Annotated in this window: 18 protein-coding genes; 8 read left to right on the top strand and 10 right to left on the bottom strand. The window is 60.1% G+C overall.

Translation table 11 applies throughout. From position 1 onward, the window contains the following. Positions 1-176 precede the first annotated feature (176 nt). Positions 177-809 (bottom strand): outer membrane protein, encoded by a 633-nt coding sequence (locus ACI2KA_RS01860; RefSeq protein WP_404498680.1) that lies wholly within the window; start codon positions 807-809, stop codon positions 177-179. 447 nt (positions 810-1,256) lie between these two features. Between ACI2KA_RS01860 and ACI2KA_RS01855 the strand changes: the two genes are divergently transcribed. Next, positions 1,257-1,709 (top strand): hypothetical protein, encoded by a 453-nt coding sequence (locus tag ACI2KA_RS01855; RefSeq protein ID WP_404498678.1) that lies wholly within the window; start codon positions 1,257-1,259, stop codon positions 1,707-1,709. A gap of 199 nt (positions 1,710-1,908) precedes the next feature. Continuing rightward, on the top strand, positions 1,909-2,469 hold the full coding sequence (locus ACI2KA_RS01850) for a dual specificity protein phosphatase family protein (protein WP_404498676.1): 561 nt from the start codon (positions 1,909-1,911) through the stop codon (positions 2,467-2,469). A gap of 131 nt (positions 2,470-2,600) precedes the next feature. On the opposite strand, the gene ACI2KA_RS01845 is transcribed toward ACI2KA_RS01850, so the two are convergent. Continuing rightward, a complete protein-coding gene (locus ACI2KA_RS01845) occupies positions 2,601-3,860 on the bottom strand; it encodes an AGE family epimerase/isomerase (protein WP_404498674.1) in 1,260 nt (419 codons plus the stop codon). Between the two features lie 178 nt (positions 3,861-4,038). Between ACI2KA_RS01845 and metH the strand changes: the two genes are divergently transcribed. Next, positions 4,039-7,812, top strand: coding sequence for a methionine synthase (metH, locus tag ACI2KA_RS01840; protein ID WP_404498672.1), 3,774 nt, complete (start codon positions 4,039-4,041; stop codon positions 7,810-7,812). Positions 7,813-7,881: 69 nt separating this feature from the next. On the opposite strand, the gene ACI2KA_RS01835 is transcribed toward metH, so the two are convergent. Both ACI2KA_RS01835 and ACI2KA_RS01830 read right to left on the bottom strand, forming a co-directional pair. Next, complete coding sequence (locus tag ACI2KA_RS01835; protein ID WP_404498670.1) at positions 7,882-9,213, bottom strand: MFS transporter; 1,332 nt, start codon at positions 9,211-9,213, stop codon at positions 7,882-7,884. 76 nt (positions 9,214-9,289) lie between these two features. Then, positions 9,290-10,066: an AAA family ATPase gene (locus tag ACI2KA_RS01830; protein ID WP_404498668.1), complete on the bottom strand. Its 777-nt coding sequence runs from the start codon at positions 10,064-10,066 to the stop codon at positions 9,290-9,292. A 308-nt stretch (positions 10,067-10,374) separates the two neighbouring features. Between ACI2KA_RS01830 and ACI2KA_RS01825 the strand changes: the two genes are divergently transcribed. Beyond that, on the top strand, positions 10,375-11,016 hold the full coding sequence (locus ACI2KA_RS01825; protein ID WP_404498666.1) for a hypothetical protein: 642 nt from the start codon (positions 10,375-10,377) through the stop codon (positions 11,014-11,016). Positions 11,017-11,058: 42 nt separating this feature from the next. Here ACI2KA_RS01825 and ACI2KA_RS01820 read toward each other — a convergent pair whose 3' ends face one another. From ACI2KA_RS01820 to ACI2KA_RS01795, 6 genes are all read right to left on the bottom strand, one after another. Next, positions 11,059-12,102, bottom strand: coding sequence for a zinc-dependent alcohol dehydrogenase family protein (locus ACI2KA_RS01820; protein WP_404498664.1), 1,044 nt, complete (start codon positions 12,100-12,102; stop codon positions 11,059-11,061). 77 nt (positions 12,103-12,179) lie between these two features. Next, entirely contained in the window at positions 12,180-13,238 is a 1,059-nt protein-coding gene (locus ACI2KA_RS01815; protein ID WP_404498662.1) for an ABC transporter ATP-binding protein, read from the bottom strand. 13 nt (positions 13,239-13,251) lie between these two features. Next, the gene (locus tag ACI2KA_RS01810) at positions 13,252-14,034 is read right to left on the bottom strand and encodes an ABC transporter permease (protein ID WP_404498660.1); all 783 of its coding nucleotides are present in this window, start codon (positions 14,032-14,034) and stop codon (positions 13,252-13,254) included. Beyond that, positions 14,031-14,915, bottom strand: coding sequence for an ABC transporter permease subunit (locus ACI2KA_RS01805; RefSeq protein WP_020813650.1), 885 nt, complete (start codon positions 14,913-14,915; stop codon positions 14,031-14,033). Before ACI2KA_RS01805 ends, ACI2KA_RS01810 begins: the two co-directional genes overlap by 4 nt. 104 nt (positions 14,916-15,019) lie before the next feature. Beyond that, positions 15,020-16,126 carry an ABC transporter substrate-binding protein gene (locus tag ACI2KA_RS01800; RefSeq protein ID WP_404498658.1) on the bottom strand — a complete coding sequence of 369 codons (1,107 nt, stop codon included), beginning with the start codon at positions 16,124-16,126 and terminating at the stop codon, positions 15,020-15,022. Between the two features lie 292 nt (positions 16,127-16,418). Continuing rightward, a complete protein-coding gene (locus ACI2KA_RS01795) occupies positions 16,419-17,297 on the bottom strand; it encodes a MurR/RpiR family transcriptional regulator (RefSeq protein WP_404498656.1) in 879 nt (292 codons plus the stop codon). Between the two features lie 177 nt (positions 17,298-17,474). Between ACI2KA_RS01795 and ACI2KA_RS01790 the strand changes: the two genes are divergently transcribed. The 4 genes from ACI2KA_RS01790 to ACI2KA_RS01775 all read left to right on the top strand — a co-directional run bounded on the left by ACI2KA_RS01790 (position 17,475) and on the right by ACI2KA_RS01775 (position 21,404). Continuing rightward, positions 17,475-18,248, top strand: a complete 774-nt coding sequence (locus tag ACI2KA_RS01790; RefSeq protein ID WP_404498654.1) for an N-formylglutamate amidohydrolase — start codon at positions 17,475-17,477, stop codon at positions 18,246-18,248. A gap of 18 nt (positions 18,249-18,266) precedes the next feature. After that, positions 18,267-18,425 carry a hypothetical protein gene (locus tag ACI2KA_RS01785; RefSeq protein ID WP_404498652.1) on the top strand — a complete coding sequence of 53 codons (159 nt, stop codon included), beginning with the start codon at positions 18,267-18,269 and terminating at the stop codon, positions 18,423-18,425. A gap of 35 nt (positions 18,426-18,460) precedes the next feature. Then, complete coding sequence (locus ACI2KA_RS01780) at positions 18,461-19,975, top strand: amino acid permease (RefSeq protein WP_404498650.1); 1,515 nt, start codon at positions 18,461-18,463, stop codon at positions 19,973-19,975. Between the two features lie 61 nt (positions 19,976-20,036). After that, complete coding sequence (locus tag ACI2KA_RS01775) at positions 20,037-21,404, top strand: glutamine synthetase family protein (RefSeq protein ID WP_404498648.1); 1,368 nt, start codon at positions 20,037-20,039, stop codon at positions 21,402-21,404. Positions 21,405-21,417: the final 13 nt, after the last annotated feature.

The following is a 21,417-nucleotide window of genomic DNA, read 5'->3' as shown; positions in this document are numbered from 1 at the left end:
TCATTATGCCCGCATGATGGCACGGGCCGGCTGAACGGTTTGTGAATGTCGCATTTTCGAACGGTTCATATTGTCCGCAGGCTGCCGATCTTGACGGCTTTGCAGCGGCGGGGTTTCCAAGCATGAAAAAGCCCGGCTTCTGGCCGGGCCTTTCCGCTGAAACCGGCTGGACGGGATCAGAATTTCACGCCGAGGCCGACCTTGACGGTGTGCTGGTCGAAATCGGTGTTGATGCCGAAAATGTCCTTGTCGCCGTAGTCGTTGTACCGATATTCCAGCCTGCCGAAGACATTGTCCGTGAAGGCGTAATCGAGACCGGCGCCGACGGTGTAGCCGTTGAAGGTGGTGCTGTCCTTGCCGGCGGCCGGTGTTTCGATGAAGCCGCGCGTGGCGGTCCAGCCAGCCGTCGCATAAAGCAGGGCGCGGTCGAAGGCATAACCGACGCGGCCGCGAACCGATCCCTGCCAGTCGGTGCCGATCTGTACGCCGGCATAATCATTGTCATTCCAGTTATAGTCGACATCGCCCTCGATGCCGAGAACCAGATTATTGTCGAACTGGTAATTGTAACCGGCGAAGGCGCCGAGAATGCCGCCGTCGAAATTATCCGAGGCGACGGGGCCGCCCGCGGAAAAATCGCCATTCGCCCAGCCGGCGCCGCCCTGAATACCAAGATAGGGACCCGACCAGGTAAAGACCGGCAGGGTTTCCTGTGCGACAGGAGGCGCCGGGTTTTCGTAGACGGCATCCGCGGCCATTGCGGTGCTGGCCGAAAGGGCCAGGATTGACGTTACGATCAGCGTTTTCATCGTTATTCTCCCTGAGCTACTGACGTCTATAGCATATATTAGTCTCATTTAATATGGTCTCGGGCGCGGCGGTTTGAAGAGGCGATACGTCCTCCTGGCTTTACGGCTGCCGTGCCCTCGTCGCGGCGTTTCGATCGCCCCGTCATGCTGTTGTGATGCGGCGAACGTCTGCGGCGGCGTTTGGTTCCCTTTGCATTCGGCTTACAGGGCCGAGGGATTGGTCATCGGCTGTCACGCTTGGTTGTCTTGACAGCGGGGGGCACGACCATAGAGTTGTGCCTGCCCGGGGCAGTTCGCTGCTTCGGCATTCAGCGGCTGCATGTCCGTGCGGATGTGGCGGGTTGCTGAAGCGCTGCCGTCTCTGCGTGGCAAGCAGGCAGTGCTGGTTGGAATGCGTGAAGGAGGGCAGTGTCGCATGCGGGGTCGTTATTATGAGGGAGGAGCGACGTGATCGTCGGAGCCGTTCTCAGTGCCATTCTTCTTCTTACCCTCATCGCTTTTCCACGGCATCTCAAACCCGTCGTCATCTGCCTGCTGCTGATCTGGACGACTACGGCGGCCTTCGTCATTTACGACTGGCGGCGCGGCAGCCAGCGGCTCGGCCATGTCGTTGCGACGGCAGGTTTCGATACGGCCTGCCCGGACCCCGCCTTGCCCATTCGGGTCAGCTTCCGCAACGACAACGATGTCGCGGTGCAGCGCCTGACCTATACGCTGGAAGGCTTCGAGCCGGCTTTCCGCGCTTCCGTCGCCTTCGATCCCTATCAGGTCAGCGAAAGGCGGATCGAGGCCGGGCAGACGTTTGCCGCATGCCGTGCGTTCCGGCTGCGCAACAATGAAAAGGTGGAGCCGCAGAGGCTGGAATGGCGGGTCACCGTCATTTCCGCGGAATTCGACTGAGCGGTCGGTCAGTTGGCGGCCATCACGGCATTTTGAAGATTTCAGCGCCGTTGCGAAACGCCTTTTATCGCAAAGGATTGATGGATGCGCCGCGCCGGTGCCGGTGGCGCGGATACCGGTTCGGGCATGGCGTGACTTGTTTTCGCCCGTTTGCGATGCCATCTCCGCATCCGTCCGATGAATGTCGCGGGTTGACGGTTTGCGTATTGTTCTGAAGTTTCTGAAAATCACGGCCATCGGCCTTGTCGCCCTGCCGGTCCTGGCGGGCGCACATATGGGTATCGGTCAGCTGACCGGCAATTTTCACGAGGTCATCCCCGGCGAACTTTATCGTTCGGCGCAGCCGAGCGGCAAGGACATCACTGCCTATGCCCGGACCTACGGCATCAAGACGATCATCAATCTGCGCGATGAAAAGCGCGAGGGGTGGTATGACGCGGAAAGCCGGGCGGCGAAAAACAATGGCATCCGGCTTGTCGATTATCCGATGAGCTCAAGTGAGAAACTCTCGCCGGACGATGCGGAAACGCTTGTCGCGGTGCTGCGCAACGCGGAAAAGCCGATCCTCATCCATTGCGAACACGGCGCCAACCGCACCGGCCTTGCCTCCGCGATCTATGTCGGCGCCGTGGCCGGCAAGAGCGAGGCGGCGGCCGAATTCCAGCTTTCGCCCTATTACGGGCACGTGCCGATCCCCGGCATCGGACGGTATGAAATGTACCAGTCCTGGGACGACTTCGAGGAAACCATCGGGTTTTGAGATCGTCCGCCACTCGATCCGGAGTTCGGCGCAATCAAGTCATTGATCATAAAAGGCCGTTTCACGGTGCAGACGCACCGTGAATGGATGCCGGCTCAAGGCCGGCATGACGGACGGTTGCGCAATGCGCCTCAATAATCCCCGCCGCTTTCCGCGATCACCTTCGTCAGGCTTCCCGCGGCCGGGAAAAGCGGGATGAGGCAGGCCTGAAGTGCGTGGTAGATATCGCCCTTGCCGGGGAACAGCGTATGGGCGGGAACCAGATTTTCCGTCAGTTCCTCATGCCAGCCGCCATTGCCGTGATCGATGAAGTTGTTGGCGATGGTGCTCCAGATGCGGCGGTAGCTGTCTTCGTAGAACGGGTCCGCCGGCAGGTTTTCGTTGAGGAAGTGGGCAGCGCCCGCCGCCTCGCACATGGGCCACCAGAGTTTTGCCCGCTTGTCGGGATTGTCGTTCCAGTCGAGCGTATAAAAGAAGCCGCCCTTTTCCCGGTCCCAGCCGAGCGCCATGGATTGCACGAACAGCGATTTGGCGGCGACCGGCATCCAGTCGTGGCGACGCTCGCCCAGCACCCATAATTGCAGGATGAGGCGCGCCCATTCCAGCCAGTGGCCGGGGGTGGAGCCGGAGGGGCGGAACATTTCGTTGCCGCGATAATCCTTGTCGAGCGTCCAGTTCTCGTCGAAATGTTCCGGCACGCGGAAGTCCAGCTCGCCGGCGCGGCGGCGGATGACGAGGTCGGCGATGCGTTCGGCCTTGTTGAGATAATCGCTCTCGCCCGTCACCTCATAGGCCGCCATCAGCGCTTCGGTCAGGTGCATGTTGGAGTTCTGGCCGCGGTAATTCTCGATCGGCGACCAGTCGCGATGAAATTCCTCGGCGATGGCGCCGTGTTTTTCTTCCCAGAAGCGGGTTTGAAGCACCTCGGTAATGTCCGCCAGCATCCGGTCGGCGAGCGGATGGCCCACGGTCTTGGCGGAAGAGGCGGCCAGAAGCACGAAGGCATGGCCGTAACCCTGCTTGTTGGCGTCCACCGGGCCGGCATCGTTCACCTGCCAGAAATAACCGCCATGTTCACCATCGCGATGACGGTTCCAGAGATAGGTCATGCCGTGGTCGACGATATCGCCGCAGCCCGGGCGGCCGAGCAGATGGCCGATGGAGAAGCAATGCACCATGCGGGCCGACGCATGGATGCCGCGCACGGGATCGTTCGCCTGCAGCGGCGCACCCTTGGCGTCGAGATCGAAGAAGCCGCCGGCCGGGTTGAGGGCACGATACTGGAAGAAGTCGAAAAGTCCTTCGGCCTGTTTCACCAGCCACTGGCGGTGCCAGGGCAGGGTGTTCCAGTTGCGGCTGTTGTGATCGTCGTCGGCCATTTGGTCCTCCATGCGGTTTGCTGCTTCGGCTTATATCCTTGCTGTATAAACCTGTCATCTGCCCGTGAAATTTCGTAACTTGCCGCAAAGGCGCAAAGCCATGCCTGTCCCTTGAAGATATATTGACATAAACATATCTTTATGTGACTTGACGGCTTGCGATTTGCAAATCGAAATGAGGAGTATGCCCGTGTTTGACGACCTGTTTGGCCCCGAAGGGGCAAAGCGCGACGGCGCGGAAATTTTCAAGGCGCTGCGCGATGCCGCCAAGGAGCGTATCCTCATCCTCGACGGCGCCATGGGCACGCAGATCCAGGGGCTCGGTTTTGACGAGGATCATTTTCGCGGTGAGCGTTTCATCGGCTGCGCCTGTCACCAGAAGGGCAATAACGACCTTCTGATCCTGACCCAGCCCGACGCTATCGAGGAAATCCATTATCGCTACGCCATGGCGGGCGCGGATATTCTTGAAACCAACACATTTTCGTCGACGCGCATCGCGCAGGCCGATTACGAGATGGAGAACGCGGTCTACGACCTCAACCGCGAAGGGGCGCAGGTGGTCCGCCGTGCCGCCCGGCGCGCCGAGCGGGAGGATGGCCGCCGCCGTTTCGTGGCTGGCGCCATCGGGCCGACCAACCGCACCGCTTCGATATCGCCGGATGTCAACAATCCGGGATACCGCGCCGTCAGTTTCGACGATCTCCGCATCGCTTATGGCGAGCAGATAGACGGTCTGATCGACGGCGGTGCCGACATCATCCTGATCGAGACGATCTTCGATACGCTGAATGCCAAGGCGGCTATCTTCGCCTGCGAGGAGCGTTTCGAGGCCAAGGGCATCCGCCTGCCTGTCATGATCTCGGGCACGATCACAGACCTTTCCGGCCGCACCCTGTCCGGCCAGACGCCGTCGGCCTTCTGGAATTCGGTTCGCCACGCCAACCCGTTCACCATCGGCCTCAACTGCGCGCTGGGCGCGGATGCCATGCGTCCGCATCTGCAGGAACTGTCGGATGTGGCCGATACATTCGTCTGCGCCTATCCGAATGCCGGCCTGCCGAATGAATTCGGCCAGTACGACGAAACGCCCGAGATGATGGCGCGGCAGGTGGAGGGCTTCGTTCGTGATGGTCTCGTCAACATCGTCGGCGGATGCTGCGGTTCGACGCCGGAGCATATCCGGGCGATCGCCGAAGCCGTCAAAGGCTACAAGCCGCGTCCGATCCCCGAACACAAGCCCTTGATGTCGCTCTCCGGCCTTGAGCCTTTCGTGCTGACCAAGGACATCCCCTTCGTCAATGTCGGAGAACGCACCAACGTCACGGGTTCGGCCAAGTTCCGCAAGCTCATCACCGCCGGCGACTATACGGCGGCGCTGGCGGTTGCCCGCGATCAGGTGGAAAACGGCGCGCAGATCATCGACATCAACATGGATGAAGGCCTGATCGATTCCGAAAAGGCGATGGTTGAGTTCCTGAACCTCATCGCCGCCGAGCCGGATATCGCCCGCGTGCCGGTCATGATCGACTCGTCGAAATTCGAGATCATCGAGGCCGGTCTGAAATGCGTTCAGGGCAAGCCGATCGTCAATTCGATTTCGCTTAAGGAAGGCGAGGAAAAATTTCTCCAGCAGGCGCGGCTCATCCATCATTATGGCGCGGCGGTCGTCGTCATGGCCTTCGATGAAGTGGGCCAGGCCGATACCTATCAGCGCAAGGTGGAAATCTGCGCACGCGCCTACAAGATCCTGACCGAAAAGGCCGGGCTAGCGCCTGAGGATATCATCTTCGACCCCAATGTCTTCGCCGTGGCGACGGGTATCGAAGAGCACAATAATTACGGCGTAGATTTCATCCAGGCCACCAAGACGATCCGTGAAACCATGCCGCTGACGCATATTTCCGGCGGTGTCTCCAACCTGTCCTTCTCCTTCCGCGGCAACGAGCCGGTGCGCGAGGCGATGCATGCCGTGTTCCTTTACCACGCCATTCAGGTCGGCATGGACATGGGCATCGTCAATGCTGGTCAGCTTGCGGTTTACGACAATATCGATCCCGAGCTGCGCGAGGCCTGCGAGGACGTGGTTCTGAACCGCCGCGACGACGCGACGGAGCGGCTGCTGGAGGTTGCGGAGCGTTTCCGCGGCACGGGCGCCAAGGATACCAAGGTGCAGGATCTCTCCTGGCGCGAACTGCCGGTCGAGAAGCGTCTGGAACATGCGCTGGTCAACGGTATCACCGAATATATCGAGGCCGATACGGAAGAGGCGCGCCAGAAGGCGGAGCGTCCTCTGCACGTCATCGAAGGGCCGCTGATGGCCGGCATGAACGTCGTCGGCGATCTGTTCGGTTCCGGCAAGATGTTCCTGCCGCAGGTGGTGAAATCCGCCCGCGTGATGAAGCAGGCGGTGGCCGTGCTGCTTCCTTACATGGAAGAGGAAAAGCGCCTGAATGGCGGCGAAGAGAAGAAGGCGGCCGGCAAGGTGCTGATGGCGACCGTCAAGGGCGACGTGCACGATATCGGCAAGAACATCGTCGGCGTCGTGCTTGCCTGCAACAATTACGAGATCATCGATCTCGGCGTGATGGTGCCGACGACGAAAATCCTCGAAACGGCCATTGCGGAGAAGGTGGATGTGATCGGCCTTTCCGGCCTTATCACCCCGTCGCTGGACGAAATGGTGCATGTGGCGGCGGAGATGGAGCGCCAGGGTTTCGACATCCCGCTCCTGATCGGTGGGGCGACGACCAGCCGCGTGCATACGGCGGTGAAAATCCATCCGCGTTACGAGCAGGGACAGGCGATCTATGTCACCGACGCCTCGCGTGCGGTCGGTGTCGTCTCCGCGCTTCTGTCCGAAGAGCAGAAGCCCGCTTATATCGACAATATCCGCACGGAATATAAGAAGGTAGCGGAGGCCCATGCCCGCAACGAGCGCGAAAAGCAGCGCCTGCCGCTTTCCCGCGCCCGTGAGAATGCGCAGAAGATCGACTGGTCGGCCTATCAGCCCGTCAAGCCGCAATTCTTCGGCACCAGGGTGTTCGAGACCTATGATCTGGAAGAGCTGTCGCGTTATATCGACTGGACGCCCTTCTTCCAGACCTGGGAATTGAAGGGCCGTTTCCCGGCGATCCTCGATGACGAGAAGCAGGGCGAGGCGGCGCGGCAGCTTTACAGCGACGCGCAGGCGATGCTGAAGAAGATCATCGAGGAAAAGTGGTTCAGGCCACGGGCGGTGATCGGCTTCTGGCCGGCCAATGCCGTGGGCGACGATATCAGGCTGTTCACCGATGAAGGCCGAGGCGAGGAACTGGCCACCTTCTTCACGCTGCGCCAGCAGCTTTCCAAGCGCGATGGCCGCCCCAATGTGGCGCTGTCCGACTTTGTCGCGCCCGTCGATAGCGGTGTTGCCGATTATGTCGGCGGCTTCGTGGTGACGGCGGGTATCGAGGAGGTGGCGATTGCCGAACGTTTCGAGCGTGCCAATGACGATTATTCGTCCATTCTCGTCAAGGCGCTGGCCGACCGTTTTGCCGAAGCCTTTGCCGAGCGCATGCATGAGCGGGTGCGCACCGAGTTCTGGGGTTATGCGCCGCAGGAAAACTTCAATGGCGAGGAGTTGATTTCGGAAGCCTATGCCGGCATTCGCCCGGCACCCGGCTATCCGGCCCAACCCGACCATACCGAAAAGAAGACGCTGTTCGCCCTGCTCGACGCCACCAATGCGGCGGGTGTGGAATTGACGGAAAGCTACGCCATGTGGCCGGGCTCCTCCGTCTCCGGCATCTATATCGGCCACCCCGAGAGCTATTATTTCGGTGTCGCCAAGGTGGAGCGCGATCAGGTTCTCGATTATGCGCGCCGCAAGGACATGTCGGTCACAGAGGTGGAGCGCTGGCTCGGACCGGTACTCAACTACGTGCCGACAAATGGCGTTGAGGAAATCGACAGCGCGGCCTGATGTTTCGGACGCTGTTGCTACAACAAAAAAGCGCGGGTTCTGCCCGCGCTTTTTTGTTGGCCGTTGAACTTATGACCTTATCGCCGCCAGCTCCTCGATGCCGACATCGCTCTCGACCTCGCTGCCGCGCAGATAAAGGTAAAGACCGATCGCGAAGGCGAGTACGGCGATGAAGACCAGATACCAGGCATGCGCCATGGGATTGACCGCAAGCGCGGTCGTCACGCCGATCGGCGTCAGCCCGCCGAAGACGGCATAAGAGACGTTGTAGGCGAAGGAGAGGCCGGAGAAGCGGACCGATGCCGGGAAGGCGCGGACCATGACATAGGGCACGGCGCCGGCCATACCGACCGAAAGTCCCATGACGCCATAAAGCACGAACATGGTCTCGAGCGAGGTGCCGGCATAGCTGTAGAAGGTGAACGTGGCGATGCCGAAGAAGATGCTCGCCCCCATGAAGAAGATGCCGGAGCCGACGCGGTCGATCAGCGCGCCGGCGATGATGACGCCGAAGATCAGGAACAGCGTGCCGAAGCTGGTGCCGGCCAGCGCCTGCGTCGGTGTGTAGCCATAAAGCTTCTGCAGGAAAGTGGCCGTCATCAGCGTCGTGACGACGATGGCCGCAGACAGAACCCAGGTCAGCAGCGCGGAAATCATCACGCCGCGCATATGGTGCTTCAGCACGAGGCCAAGAGGCAGCTTGTCCGTCAGCGATTTCGACTTCTTCATTTCGGTGAAGATCGGCGTTTCTTCCAGCCAGCGGCGCAGATAAACGGCGATCAGGCCGAAAACGCCGCCGAGCAGGAAGGGAATACGCCAAGCATAGGCTGCCACATCTTCCGGGGAAAACAGCGAGTTGATGGCAAAGGCGATCAGCGATCCCAGCATGATGCCGAAGGAAAGGCCGGATGTCAGAAAACCGCAGGCGAGGCCGACGCGGCGGAAAGGCACGTGTTCGGCAACGAAGGTCCATGCCCCCGGCACTTCACCACCGATGGCGGCACCCTGCAACATGCGCAGGATGATGAGCAGGATGGGTGCTGCTACACCGATGGTGGCATAGGTCGGCATCAGCGCCATGCCCAGCGTGGAGAGCGCCATCAGGAGGATGGAGAAGGCGAAGACGCGCTTGCGGCCATACCGGTCGCCATAATGGGCAAGCACGATGCCGCCCAGCGGCCGCACCAGATAACCGGCGGCGAAGATGCCGAAAGTCTGGATCATCACCAGCCAGTCGGGCATTTCCGGCGGGAAGAACAGATGGCCGATGACGGTGGCGAAAAATACGAAAATGATGAAGTCGTAAAATTCGAGCGCGCCGCCGAGCGCCGAAAGACCAAGAGTTCTGTAGTCCTGACCATTGAGGGGCCGGGCTGCCGCCGGTGTGGTGGTGGGAGACATGAGCCTGCTTCTTTCTAATTACATATTACTTATGGCCATGGGCCAAGCGCGGCGTGATTTCAAGCCTTATTGCTGCTCAATCGCCGAGGTATTTCGACGGACGGTCGAGAAAACGCCGCAGGAAAGAAATATTCTCCAGCTCGTCATACAGGCGTTCGGTGATGCCGCGCTCATCGAAATCATAGATTGTCGCTTCGGGAATGGCCAAGAGGACCGGCGAATGGGTGGCGATGATCAATTGCCCGCCGCCATCGGCGGCGTTGCGGATGATTGCGGCCAGTTCCAGCTGTTTTTGCGGTGAAAGCGGGCTTTCGGGTTCGTCGAGAAAATAGAGGCCGGCGCGGTGCAGCCGCTGCCGCATGATATCGAGAAACCCTTCACCATGCGATCGGCGGTCGATGGCATTGTTTCTGACGATGGTGCGAAACGTCTCCGGCGTTTCTTCGGGAAAGTCCTCGCCTTTTTTCGTCGCTTTTTCCCGCTCCCAGCGAAAATCGTCCAGTGTTTCCTCGTTCTGCCGGCGAACATAACCGAGCACGTCCTCCGCACGCATGAACATGCGGATCTTCGGATATTTCTTGCGGACGAAATAGAAGGCTTTCGCCACGGTCTCGGCGTGCTGAAGGTAGAGATCGCCGGAAATCTGGCCATGATTGCCAATGGCATAGGCCGTCATTCCCGCTGCCAGCCCTTCCAGCAGCGTCGATTTTCCCGAACCGTTATTGCCGGCGAAAAAGGTGATCGGCGTCTTGAATTCAAGGCGTTCCAGATGGCGCAAGGCGGGAACCGAAAACGGATATTCCTCCCGTCCGTCCGGGGTTTCCTTCATGGTTACGCTATCGAGAAACAGCATGTTGCGGTCCTTGCATCTGATCCGTCACTCCCTCGGCTGAACCTTCGCCCATGAAACCCGTGGATCACCGACCATGACGTTTAACGCCGTGCGCAGGCATCGCCAATGGCATACGCGCCGCTATCGTCGGTCTGCGTTTTAAGCGGAATAGTAATTTCATATATTATGATATATGTGATATAAAATCAGAAATTCACGTATAGTTTCGATTTTTATTGGGATGAGTAGAAGTATAATTACAATATAAACGTCGCATTAATCCAGTCGTGGCAATCGTCATGCATTGTGATCGCTGTCGCGAGGAATGGATGAATTCCATCACGTTATTTGTAGCCGTTGCTCTGGTGTCTTCGATATCGGCCACGCAGGCGCAGGCCCGCAAGGCAAGGTTATTTGCCATTCCCGGTTTCGGTGGCGGCGAGACGATCGATCTCGTCTACGATCTGCCGAACACAACTGCTTTCCTTCGGGAAGGAAAGGCTTTCGACCTCGGTTATCTGAACAGCGAGAACGGCGACGGTTATGTTCTTTATAATGGCGACCGCTACAGCAAGCTCAGCGACGCGGATATTGTGCGGTTGAGGGCGACGCTCGGTTTCGACCCGACGGCCAAGCATCGCCTGGAACGGGCGGCCCGCGATGAGGAGAACAACCGCTGGGGCTTCGTGATTGTCGTGGCCATGCTGGTGTGCGGCTTTTTTGTGTTTGTACACAAGGGGCTGCACTTCACCCGGTGGTTCGCGCGATCGTTGACCACGCCTTATGTCCCCGACAGCGGCTCCACGGACGCGGATTTCGATCCGCTGGAGATCCGGAAGAAACAATTGATGAACCGTCCGTCGAGCGATGGCCAAGCTGACCGGGGCGCGGGGGCGTCGGCACCGACCTCGGCGCATGTGCCGCCTCGGGCAGGCGCTCCGGTCCGGACGTTCGGACGCAGAAGCGCCTGATCCAGGCAAAATTCCACCAGCCCGATGCCCGCAGGAACGGCGTTATTCGAACCGGTCGATGATGCTGATCCCGCTTTCCCTGAAATTGTCCATGGCGGGCAGGGCGGTGGCGGCCTCCGAAAGGGTGATGTGGCGGCCGATCAGCTTTTCCGGCGCGAGTCTGCCGCTTTCGATCATCGCCAGCATGTCCTCATAACGCCATGCCTGCATGCCGTGGCTGCCGTAAATCTCGAGTTCATGCGCAATCACCCGGGCCATGGGGATAGCCGGCATGGCGTGATCGGCGAGCATCAGCCCCACCTGCACATGGCGCCCGCGACGGCGCAGGTTGCTGATGGAGTTGCAGCAGGTCTGCGGATGGCCAAGCGCGTCGACCGAGACATGCGCCCCGCCGCCCGTCACCTCGCGCACCGCTTCGGAAACATCGGCGACCATGCGGCTGTTGATGGTTGCGGTCGCACCCAGCTGCCGGGCGAGTTCGAGCTTGTCTTCGGCAATATCGATGGCGACGACCTGCGCGCCAAGGCCCGCGCCGATCATGATGGCGGAGAGGCCGACGCCGCCGCAGCCGTGAACGGCCAGCCATTCGCCGCCCTTCAGGCGTCCCTGATCGGTCACGGCGCGGAATGAGGTGGCGAAACGGCAGCCGAGACCGGCGGCGGTGGCGTAACTCATCGTATCAGGCAGATGCACGAGGTTCTGGTCGGCATAGTCGATGGCGACATATTCGGCAAACGAACCCCAATGGGTGAAGCCCGGCTGGAACTGCGCTTCGCAGACCTGCTGGTTGCCGGAGCGGCATTCCTGGCAATGGCCGCAGCCGGAAACGAAAGGCACGGTGACCCGATCGCCGGTCCTGAAGCGGGTGACGTTCTTGCCGACCGCGGCGATGACGCCGGCGAATTCGTGGCCCGGAACATGCGGCAGGCGGATATCCGGATCATGCCCCATCCAGCCGTGCCAGTCGCTGCGGCAGAGGCCGGTCGCCTTCACCGCGATGACCACGCCGCCATCGGTCGGTTCCGGATCGGGCAGGGATGCGACAACAGGGGTCTCGCCGAATCGTTCGTAAAAAAGCGCGCGCATCATGGCCTCATATCGCTGGCTTGCAGGTTCGGTCTCAATACCTGCTCTAGCCGCTTCCCCCAATGGAGAAAAGCGATTTAGTCCTTGATCACCATCAGATCGCCCGCTGCGAATTTGAGCGTCACCTGTTCGCCAAGGGCAGGCGGCGCGGTGCCGGGATCATTGAACATGTCGAAGGACAAGGTCGAGCCCCCGAGATCGAGACGGGTGCGGATGACGGACCCAAGGAACTGGCTGGAGGTGACGGCGCCGGAAATGGCGACATCGCCTTTCGCGTCACTGCCGAGCGAACCCGCTTCGGGGCGCAGCGCGAGCGTGATTTTTTCGCCGTTAGCCGCCTCGACAGGTTTTTGCAGCGTGATCTGCTGCTCGCCGACACGGATAGTGTTGGTCGAGGAATCGACGACGGTGGCGTCGATAAGGTTCAGCGTGCCGACGAAGGAGGCGACGAAACGGGTCGCCGGCTTGTTGTAGATATCGAAGGGCGTGCCGATCTGGTCGGCGCGGCCGGCATTCATGACCACGATGCGGTCGGAAATCGACAGGGCCTCTTCCTGATCATGGGTCACGAAAATGGTGGTGATGCCGAGCTTCTGCTGGATCTGGCGGATTTCCTCGCGCAGCGACACGCGGATCTTGGCGTCGAGCGCGGATAGCGGCTCGTCCAGCAGCAGCACTTCCGGCTTCGGGGCGAGCGCGCGGGCCAATGCCACGCGCTGCTGCTGGCCTCCGGACATCTGATAGGGATAGCGGTCGGCCAGATGTTCGAGATGGATGAGCTGGAGCATTTCCTTCACACGCGCATCGATCTCGGCTTTCGGCTTGCCGGCGACTTTCAGGCCGAAGGCGACGTTTTCATAGACATTCATGTTCGGGAACAACGCATAGGCCTGGAACACCATGCCGATATTGCGCTGGTTGGGACGCAGCGCCGTCTGATCCTTGCCGTTGATGACGATCGATCCGCCGCTCGGGGTTTCGAAACCGGCGATCATGCGCAGCACGGTGGTCTTGCCGCAGCCCGATGGCCCGAGGAAGGAGACGAACTCGCCCTTTTCGATGGCCATGTTGAAATCATGCACGACCTGTACGGAGCCGAAGGATTTCTTGATGTTGCTAAGTGTCAAAAAGCTCATGAAAATATTGTCCTCAGGCCTTGGGAGGCGCGCCCTTCTGGTAGCGTGAAACGAGTTGGATCAGACCCAGGCAACCCCAGGTGATGCCGAAGGAAATCACGGCAAGTGCGGCCGGTTCATAGGCGCGGTTGGCGCCGAGCAGCTGCATGTAGGGGCCGAAGGCCGGGCGGTTCAAAAGGGCCGCCATGGTGAATTCACCGATGACGATGGCGAAGGTCAAGAACGCGCCAGACAGCACGGCGACCAGGACATTGGGCAGGATGATCCGTGACAGGATGGTCGTCCAGCCCGCGCCGAGGCTCTGTGCCGCTTCCGTCAGCGTCGAAACGTCGATGGTTCTAAGACCGGTATCGACGGCGCGGTACATATAGGGCAGGGCGAGCGTGGCGTAACCGAACATCAAAAGCAGGTTGGTGCCGAAGCTCGTGCCGGTCAGCGGCAGCCAGCTGGAGGTATTGTAGAGCCGGATATAACCGAAGACGATGACGATGGCCGGGATGACCAGCGGCAGCAGCGTGATGAATTCGATATAGGGCCTGAGGCCGGGCAGCTTCAGCCTCACCCAATAGGCGGTGGGCACGACGAGCAGAACCCCGAAGACGATGGTGAACAGGGCCATCACCACCGAATAGCTGAAGGTTTCCTGGAAACGCGGATCGGTGAGCACCCTTGCATAGGCGTCGAAGGAATATTCGCCGCGCCGCATCTTCAGCGAGAAGTTGGTCATGCCGATCAGCGGCAGGGCAAAATAGAGCAGGCCGAAGATCAGCGCGCCCCAGGCGAAGAACCGCTTCATTTCAGCCACCTTTCGCTGCGGGCGCGCAGCCAGATATAAAGCGCATTGGCAATGCCGGTAACGACGATCATGCCGAAGGCGAGCGCGTAGCCGAGATGCGGATTGCCGAGAACGTCGCCGCGGATCTGGGCGAAGAGCAGGATCGGCACGATGTTGAGCGAGGAACCGGTGAGCGCGATTGCAGTGGCCACGGCGCCGAAGGCGTTGGCGAAGAGCAGCGACATGGTGCCGAGCAGCGACGGCAACAGGATGGGAAAGGCCACCATGCGCCAATATTGCAGGCCGGTGGCGCCGAGAATTTCCGCTGCCTCGCGCCATTCGCGCTTCAGCCCGTCCAGCGCCGGCGTGATGATGAGGATCATCAGCGGGATCTGGAAGAACAGATAGGTGACCGTCAGGCCCCAGAAGGACAGGATGTTGAAGCCGAGGAGCCGAAGATCGATGCCGATCTGCGTCTTCAGGAAGACGGTGAGCAGGCCGACCGGGCCGAGCGTGGCGATGAAGGCGAAGGCGAGCGGCACGCCGGCAAATTGCGAAGCGACGCCCGAAAAGGTCAGAAGCGGTCCGCGGATGCGCTGCGGCAGGCCGCCAAGGACCACGGCGGCGGCCACGGCAAAACCGATCAGGCAGCCGAGGGCAGCCGAGGCGAGGCTGATCTTGATCGAAATCCAGTAGGCGGCAAGGATCGACGAGGTGAAGAGCCCGGCGATGTTCTCCAGCGTGAAACTGCCATCGGCATGCTGGAATGCGCCGATCACGATCTTCATCGTCGGCATGATCAGAAACAGCAGAACAAAGACGGCGAAAGGTACGACGCCTATCCAGTGCAACGGCAACTTTCTGCCCGCGTCGGATGGTCCGCCGGTGTTGGTTGATGGCATGCCTTGTCCCCAAACGCCGCTTTTAAAACGGTCTGTCTATTAAGGTTTAATTCCAAAAGAAGCACCCCGGCCTTTTGATCGGCCGGGGTTGAGTTTTCAACAGTTTACTTCACGTTCGCGCCGACGACGCTGTCCCAGCCGGCCGTAACGGCGGCCTTGTTGGCATCAACTTCCTCGAGCGTCGGGAAGATCGCCTTTTCATAGGCCGCTGCCGGCGGCAGGCTGTCGATCAGCTCCTGCGGAACCTTGCCGGCCTTGACCATGGCGTTGAAGCGGATCGGGTGGCAATAGCCCTTCAGCCAGCCAAGCTGACCGTCGTCGGAATAGAGATGCTCCATCCACAGCTTGGCGGCGTTCGGATGCGGGGCGTAAGCGGAGATGCCCTGGACGTAAACACCCGCCAGAACGCCCTTTTCAGGCACCACGACTTCCGTCGGCGGGTTGTCGTTCAGGGTCTTCTTCCAGGACAGGGCGTTGTAGTCCCAGGCGATGATGATCGGGGTTGCGCCCTGCGCCAGCGTGCCGGCCTTGCCGATGACCGGCAGGAAGTTGCCGGCCTTGTTGAGGTCGGCGAAGTACTTCAGGCCTGCTTCACCGGCTTCCTTGCCGGATTTCGCACCGGTGGCGAGACCGGCGGCGAGAACGCCGAGGATCGCCTGGTTGGAGGCGCGCGGATCGCCTGCGAGCGCTACCTGGCCGGAATATTCCGGCTTCAGAAGGTCGGCCCAGTCCTTCGGCACGTTGTTGACGAGGTCCTTGTTCACGAAGAGCGACATCACGCCGTAATAGTCGCCGTACCAGTAACCTTCGGAATCCTTGACGTTGTCGGGAATTTCGTCCCAGGTGGAGACCTTGTAGGGCTGCAGCAGGCCTTCGGCCTTCATCTGCGGGCCGAAAGCGAGGCCGACGTCGATGACGTCAGGAGCCTGCGGACCCTTGTTGTCCTTGTTTGCCTTCACCGCTTCGACTTCGTCGGCGGAGCCGGCGTCGGGGTTCAGTTCGTTGACGGTGATTTCCGGGTACTTCGCCTTGAAGGAGGCGATCACGTCGCCGTAACCGCACCAGTCGTGCGGCAGCGCGATGGTGGTCAGCATGCCTTCCTTCTTGGCGGCGGCGATCAGTTCGGCGCTCGGCTCAGCGGCAGCGATCGCGGTGGAGGCAATGACCATTGCGGTGGTCGTAGCAAGCAGTCGGCGGCAGTGAGAGATCACTTTTTTCTCCTCTTCGTGTTCTCATATTGCGGACGCTGATACGGATTCTAGATGAAGCTAATGTGACGGCTGAATTGCAATTTATTTATCCGGATTCCGCCACTTTACGCCCATTTTCCGCCATCATCAGGCTTTTGTGCCTGCAATTGCGGGATATCCCCTCATCATCCTTGTTGACCAGATACGTTCCCCAGCTTGGTTGCTTATCCTGTTTTATCGTGCTGGTAGCGATTACAGGTATCCAATCAGCGTGCGGCAACCGCGTCAAGCAAGTTGCCGGCTATACAATTCCTCATGTTCTGTCCGGACGGCGGAACAGACGTGTCTGTTCGAACAGGCCTTCCAGCGCGTTCATGCGCTCCTTGGTTTCGTCCCAGGTGCCGCTCTGCACCGCTTCGATCAGCGCTTCGACCACGAACAATGTGACGACCGAAGAATCCCATGCCGAGGGCGCCTCGATCCTGACGCGGAAGGTGTGCCGCGCGTGGCGCGCCACCGGCGACGTCCATTGATCGGTAAAGAGGATGATCTCGACGCCGTTTGCCCTGGCCACTTCGGCAAGTGTCGTCATGTCGTGTTCGTAACGGCGAATGTCGAAGATCACCAGCACGTCGCCGGCGCTCATATTCAGCATATATTGCGGCCAGGCGCTGGAATTCGACGACATCAGCGTCGTTTTCGGACGAATCACCTGCATATGGGTGAAGAAATATTCGGCGATCGCCCCGGTGATGCGTCCGCCGACGAAATAGATGCTGCGCTTGCGGTCGGACAGCAGCGCTGCGGCATTGTCGAAGACGGCGGTGTCGAGATCGCTCAGCGTATCGCGCAGATTGCCGGTAATGGCATCGGCGAAGCGGTTGAGAATATGCAGACCCGGCGCATTGGTGGCCCAGCGGTCGTGCTTGGCGACCGGGCCGGAAATGGTCGCTTCCAGTTCCTGATGCAGATGCGCCTGGAACTCCGGGTAACCCTTGTAGCCGAGCTTCTGCACCATGCGCGCCACCGTCGGCGTCGAAACGCCGGCATTTTCGGCAATGGTGGTGATGCTGCCGAGGCCGGAGACCGGGTAGTTGCCGAGCAGGCTCTCCGCCAGCCGTCTTTCCGAACGGGTCAACGCGTCGTAATGGGCATGGATGACATCCGACACGGTCGCCGTCGTGCTGCGCAAATCTTTCCCCTTCCGGTCTTTATGCCGGTCAATCGGCTAAAATAAACATCTGCGCCAGCTATCGAGTCAATGGGAAAAATGAAGAGAAAATTTCAAAATTCCATTTGACACTCGCGATAATGTGAAGAATTCTTTTCGGCGTTGGCGGGGAGCGGGGTTCCCCGGCGGGGTGCTTTCATGACGGTGCGTTCAGATTTTTTCACGAAAGCGGAAGGACAGGCGGTCGGCGTCGAGAACGCCGCGGCGCAAGGTGACGTCCTTCTCGTCTGTGAGCATGCCTCCGCCACCATTCCGCAAAAATTCGGCACGCTCGGTCTTTCGCCCGATGTGCTTTCCAGCCATGCGGCCTGGGATCCGGGCGCCCTTGCCGTCGCACGACGGCTGTCGCAAAGCCTTGACGCCACGCTGGTTTATCAGCGGTTCTCGCGGCTCGTCTATGATTGCAACCGGCCGCCCGAATCGCCTTCCGCCATGCCGGTGAAAAGCGAGATCTATAATATTCCCGGCAATCTCGATCTTTCCGACGCCGAGCGGTTTGCCCGCACCTCCGCGCTTTATGTGCCGTTTCACGATCGGGTGAGCGACATCATCGCCGAACGACAGGCAGCGGGCCGAAGGGTGGTGGTGGTGACCATTCACAGTTTCACGCCGGTCTATCACGGGCAGTTTCGCGAGGTTCAGATAGGTATCCTGCATGACAGCGACAGCCGCCTGGCCGATGCAATGCTGGCGAGTGCCGAAGGATCGGCGCTGACGGTCAGGCGCAACGATCCTTACGGTCCTGAAGACGGCGTGACGCATACGCTGCGGCTGCATGCGCTGCCCGATGGGCTTTTGAACGTCATGATCGAGATCCGCAACGATCTGATCGCCAATGAAGGAGAGCAGGCGGCCATCGCCGGTTTCCTCCACGAACTTATGGGGAAGGCGCTCTCATCAATCGATGAGTGAGGGAGCAAGGGCTGGCCGATGGTGAAAACACCGGGGCCGGCCACCAACGAGACTGCCGACATTCAAGCAAGCCGGAAAGGCATGAAGCGGCAAGGGAACAGCAAGTGCGTGCGGCACAAGGCGGGAAATCTTCCGCAGGTGCTGAAAACTGGGGCACAATCGGCCAATAACGGCTGACTGGCTTGTTTTTTTCTTATTCAGGAGAGAAGGGCATGGACAGTTCATCGTCAGGCGTCAGCTACAAGAAGGCTGATGCATCCTATTTCGAAAAACGCGGACTATCCCGTTATGCGGGGGTATGGTCGCTCTGGTCGCTCGGCGTCGGTGCGGTTATTTCCGGGCATTTTTCCGGATGGAATTTCGGCTTTTCCACCGGCGGCTGGGGCGGCATGCTGGTGGCGGGCATCATCATCGCCATCATGTATCTCGGGCTGACATTTTCGATCGCGGAAATGAGCCCGGCGCTTCCGCATACCGGTGCCGCCTATTCCTTCGCCCGCACGGCCATGGGTCCGTGGGGCGGCTTCATCACCGGACTTTGCGAGAATGTCGAATATGTGCTGACGCCGGCGGTCGTCGTCACCTTCATCACCGCCTATGTGAATTCCATCCTCGGGCTCGATCCCGCCTATTCACCCTTTGTGTGGATAGCCTTCTATGCGATCTTCCTGGCGCTTAACGTCTTCGGGCTGGAGCTATCCTTCAAGGTGACGCTGATCATCACGCTGATTTCGCTCGGCGTTCTGGTGTTCTTCTGGATCAGCGCCATTCCGAATATCGATTTTTCGCGTTACGCGCTGAATATCGGCGTCGGCCCGGACGGCAAGGCGGTGGAGCTGCCGGACGGCGGCGGTTCGTTCTTCCCCTTCGGTTTCTCGGGCGTTCTTGCGACGCTGCCTTTCGCGGTCTGGCTGTTCCTCGCCATCGAGCAATTGCCGCTGGCCGCCGAAGAATCGGTCGATCCGAAACGCGACATGCCGAAGGGCATCATCCTCGGCGTCATCACGCTGATGGTCTCCGCCTTCATGATCGTGCTGCTCAACCCGTCGCTGCCGGGCGTCGGCGCCTTCCATCTCGGTTCTTCGCTTGAACCGCTGCTGGATGGTTTCAAGGCGATCTATGGCGATGGCGGTGTCGTGCTGCTCGGCCTCGTGGCGCTCACCGGTCTGATCGCCAGCTTCCATACGATCCTTTATGCGCAGGGCCGGCAGATCTATTCGCTCTCGCGTGCGGGTTATTTCCCGACCGTGCTGTCGATCACGCACTCGAAATACCGCACACCCTTCGTTGCCAACATCGCCGGCGCTCTCGTCGGCCTCGCGGTCATGCTCGTCATCTGGTTCTCGCTGGGTGCGGAAGAGGGCGGCAGCATTATCGGCAGCGTGCTTTTGAACATGGCCGTGTTCGGCGCCATGTTCTCCTACATCATGCAGGCGATTTCCTTCATCCTGCTCAGAAAGAACCTGCCGCATATCGAACGGCCGTTCCGCTCGCCCTTCGGCATTCCCGGCGCGGTGCTGACGATCATCATCGCCATCGTCACGCTGCTTTACCAGATCCAGGATCCGAACTTCACCAAGGGCGTGCTGTGGGTCGCCGTGTGGTTTGCCGTGGCGATCGCCTATTTCGCCTTTGTCGGACGCCACCGCCTCATCCTGTCGCCGGAAGAGGAATTCGCGCTGGAGCACAAGCAGGCTGCCGTGGCAGCGGCGGCTGCAAAGGCCTGATGAAAAAACGGGCGGCCGTCTGCCGGCCGCCCGATCGCCACAATAAAAGGGAACGGACAAAATGACGAGCTACACATTCGACGCGCTGAAGATGGATGTCGCCGAGGGGCGCATCGACACGGTTCTGGCCTGCCTTGTCGACATGCAGGGGCGTCTGATGGGCAAGCGGTTCCAGGCCGAGTTCTTCGTCGAAAGCGCCTATGAGGAAACCCATAGCTGCAATTACGTGCTTGCCACCGACATGGAGATGGAAACTGTTCCCGGCTACAAATCGTCCAGCTGGGAAAAGGGTTATGGCGACTACGTGCTGAAACCCGATCTTTCGACGCTGCGGCGCGTGCCATGGCTGGAAGGCACGGCGCTGGTTCTGTGCGACGTGCTCGATCATCACACCCATGAAGAGGTGCCGCATTCGCCGCGCGCGCTTCTGAAAAAGCAGGTGGCGCGGCTGGAGGCCATGGGGCTGAAGGCCTATATGGCGACCGAGCTGGAATTCTTCCTGTTCGACCAGACCTTCGATGCGGCGCGCGCCAACGGCTACAAGGGGCTGAACCTCGCCAGCGGTTACAACGAGGATTACCATATCTTCCAGACCACCAAGGAAGAGGACGTGATGCGGGCGCTGCGCAAGGGTCTGCAGGGCGCTGGCATTCCGGTCGAGAATTCCAAGGGCGAGGCGTCTCCCGGCCAGGCGGAAATCAATGTGCGTTATGCCGAGGCGCTGACCATGGCCGACCGGCACGCCATCATCAAGAACGCCACCAAGGAGATCGCCTGGTCGAAGGGCAAGGCCGTGACCTTCCTCGCCAAGTGGAACTACAACGCCGCCGGCAGTTCCTCGCATATTCACCAGTCGCTGTGGAGCGCAGACGGCAAGACGCCGGCCTTCCTCGACAAGGACGCCAAGCACGGCATGTCGGAGCTGATGCGGCATTATGTTGCCGGGCTTCTGGCCCATGCCAGCGAGATCACCTATTTTCTGGCGCCCTACATCAATTCCTACAAGCGCTTCATGGCCGGCACGTTTGCGCCCACCAAGGCGATCTGGAGCCTCGACAACCGCACGGCCGGATATCGCCTCTGCGGTGAGGGCACGAAGGGTATTCGCATCGAATGCCGTGTCGGCGGCTCCGATCTCAATCCCTATCTCGCCATGGCGGCTCTTCTCGCGGCAGGCATTGACGGCATCGAAAATAAACTCGAACTTGAGCCCGCTTTTGTCGGTGACGCCTATGGCGGCAAGGACGTGCGCGAGATACCCAAGACCCTGCGTGACGCCACCGCGTTTCTGGATGGATCGACAATGTTGCGCAACGCCTTCGGCGACGATGTGATCGATCATTACGTCCATGCCGGACGGTGGGAACAGGAAGAATACGACCGCCGCGTCACCGACTGGGAAGTGGCGCGCGGTTTCGAACGAGCCTAATCATTACGGGAAA

Origin of the sequence: Agrobacterium sp. NPDC089420 (genome assembly GCF_044900305.1) — a bacterium.
Lineage (GTDB): Bacteria > Pseudomonadota > Alphaproteobacteria > Rhizobiales > Rhizobiaceae > Agrobacterium.
Note: the sequence above shows the minus strand (reverse complement) of the source record. Positions and strands in the feature narration are given on the sequence as shown.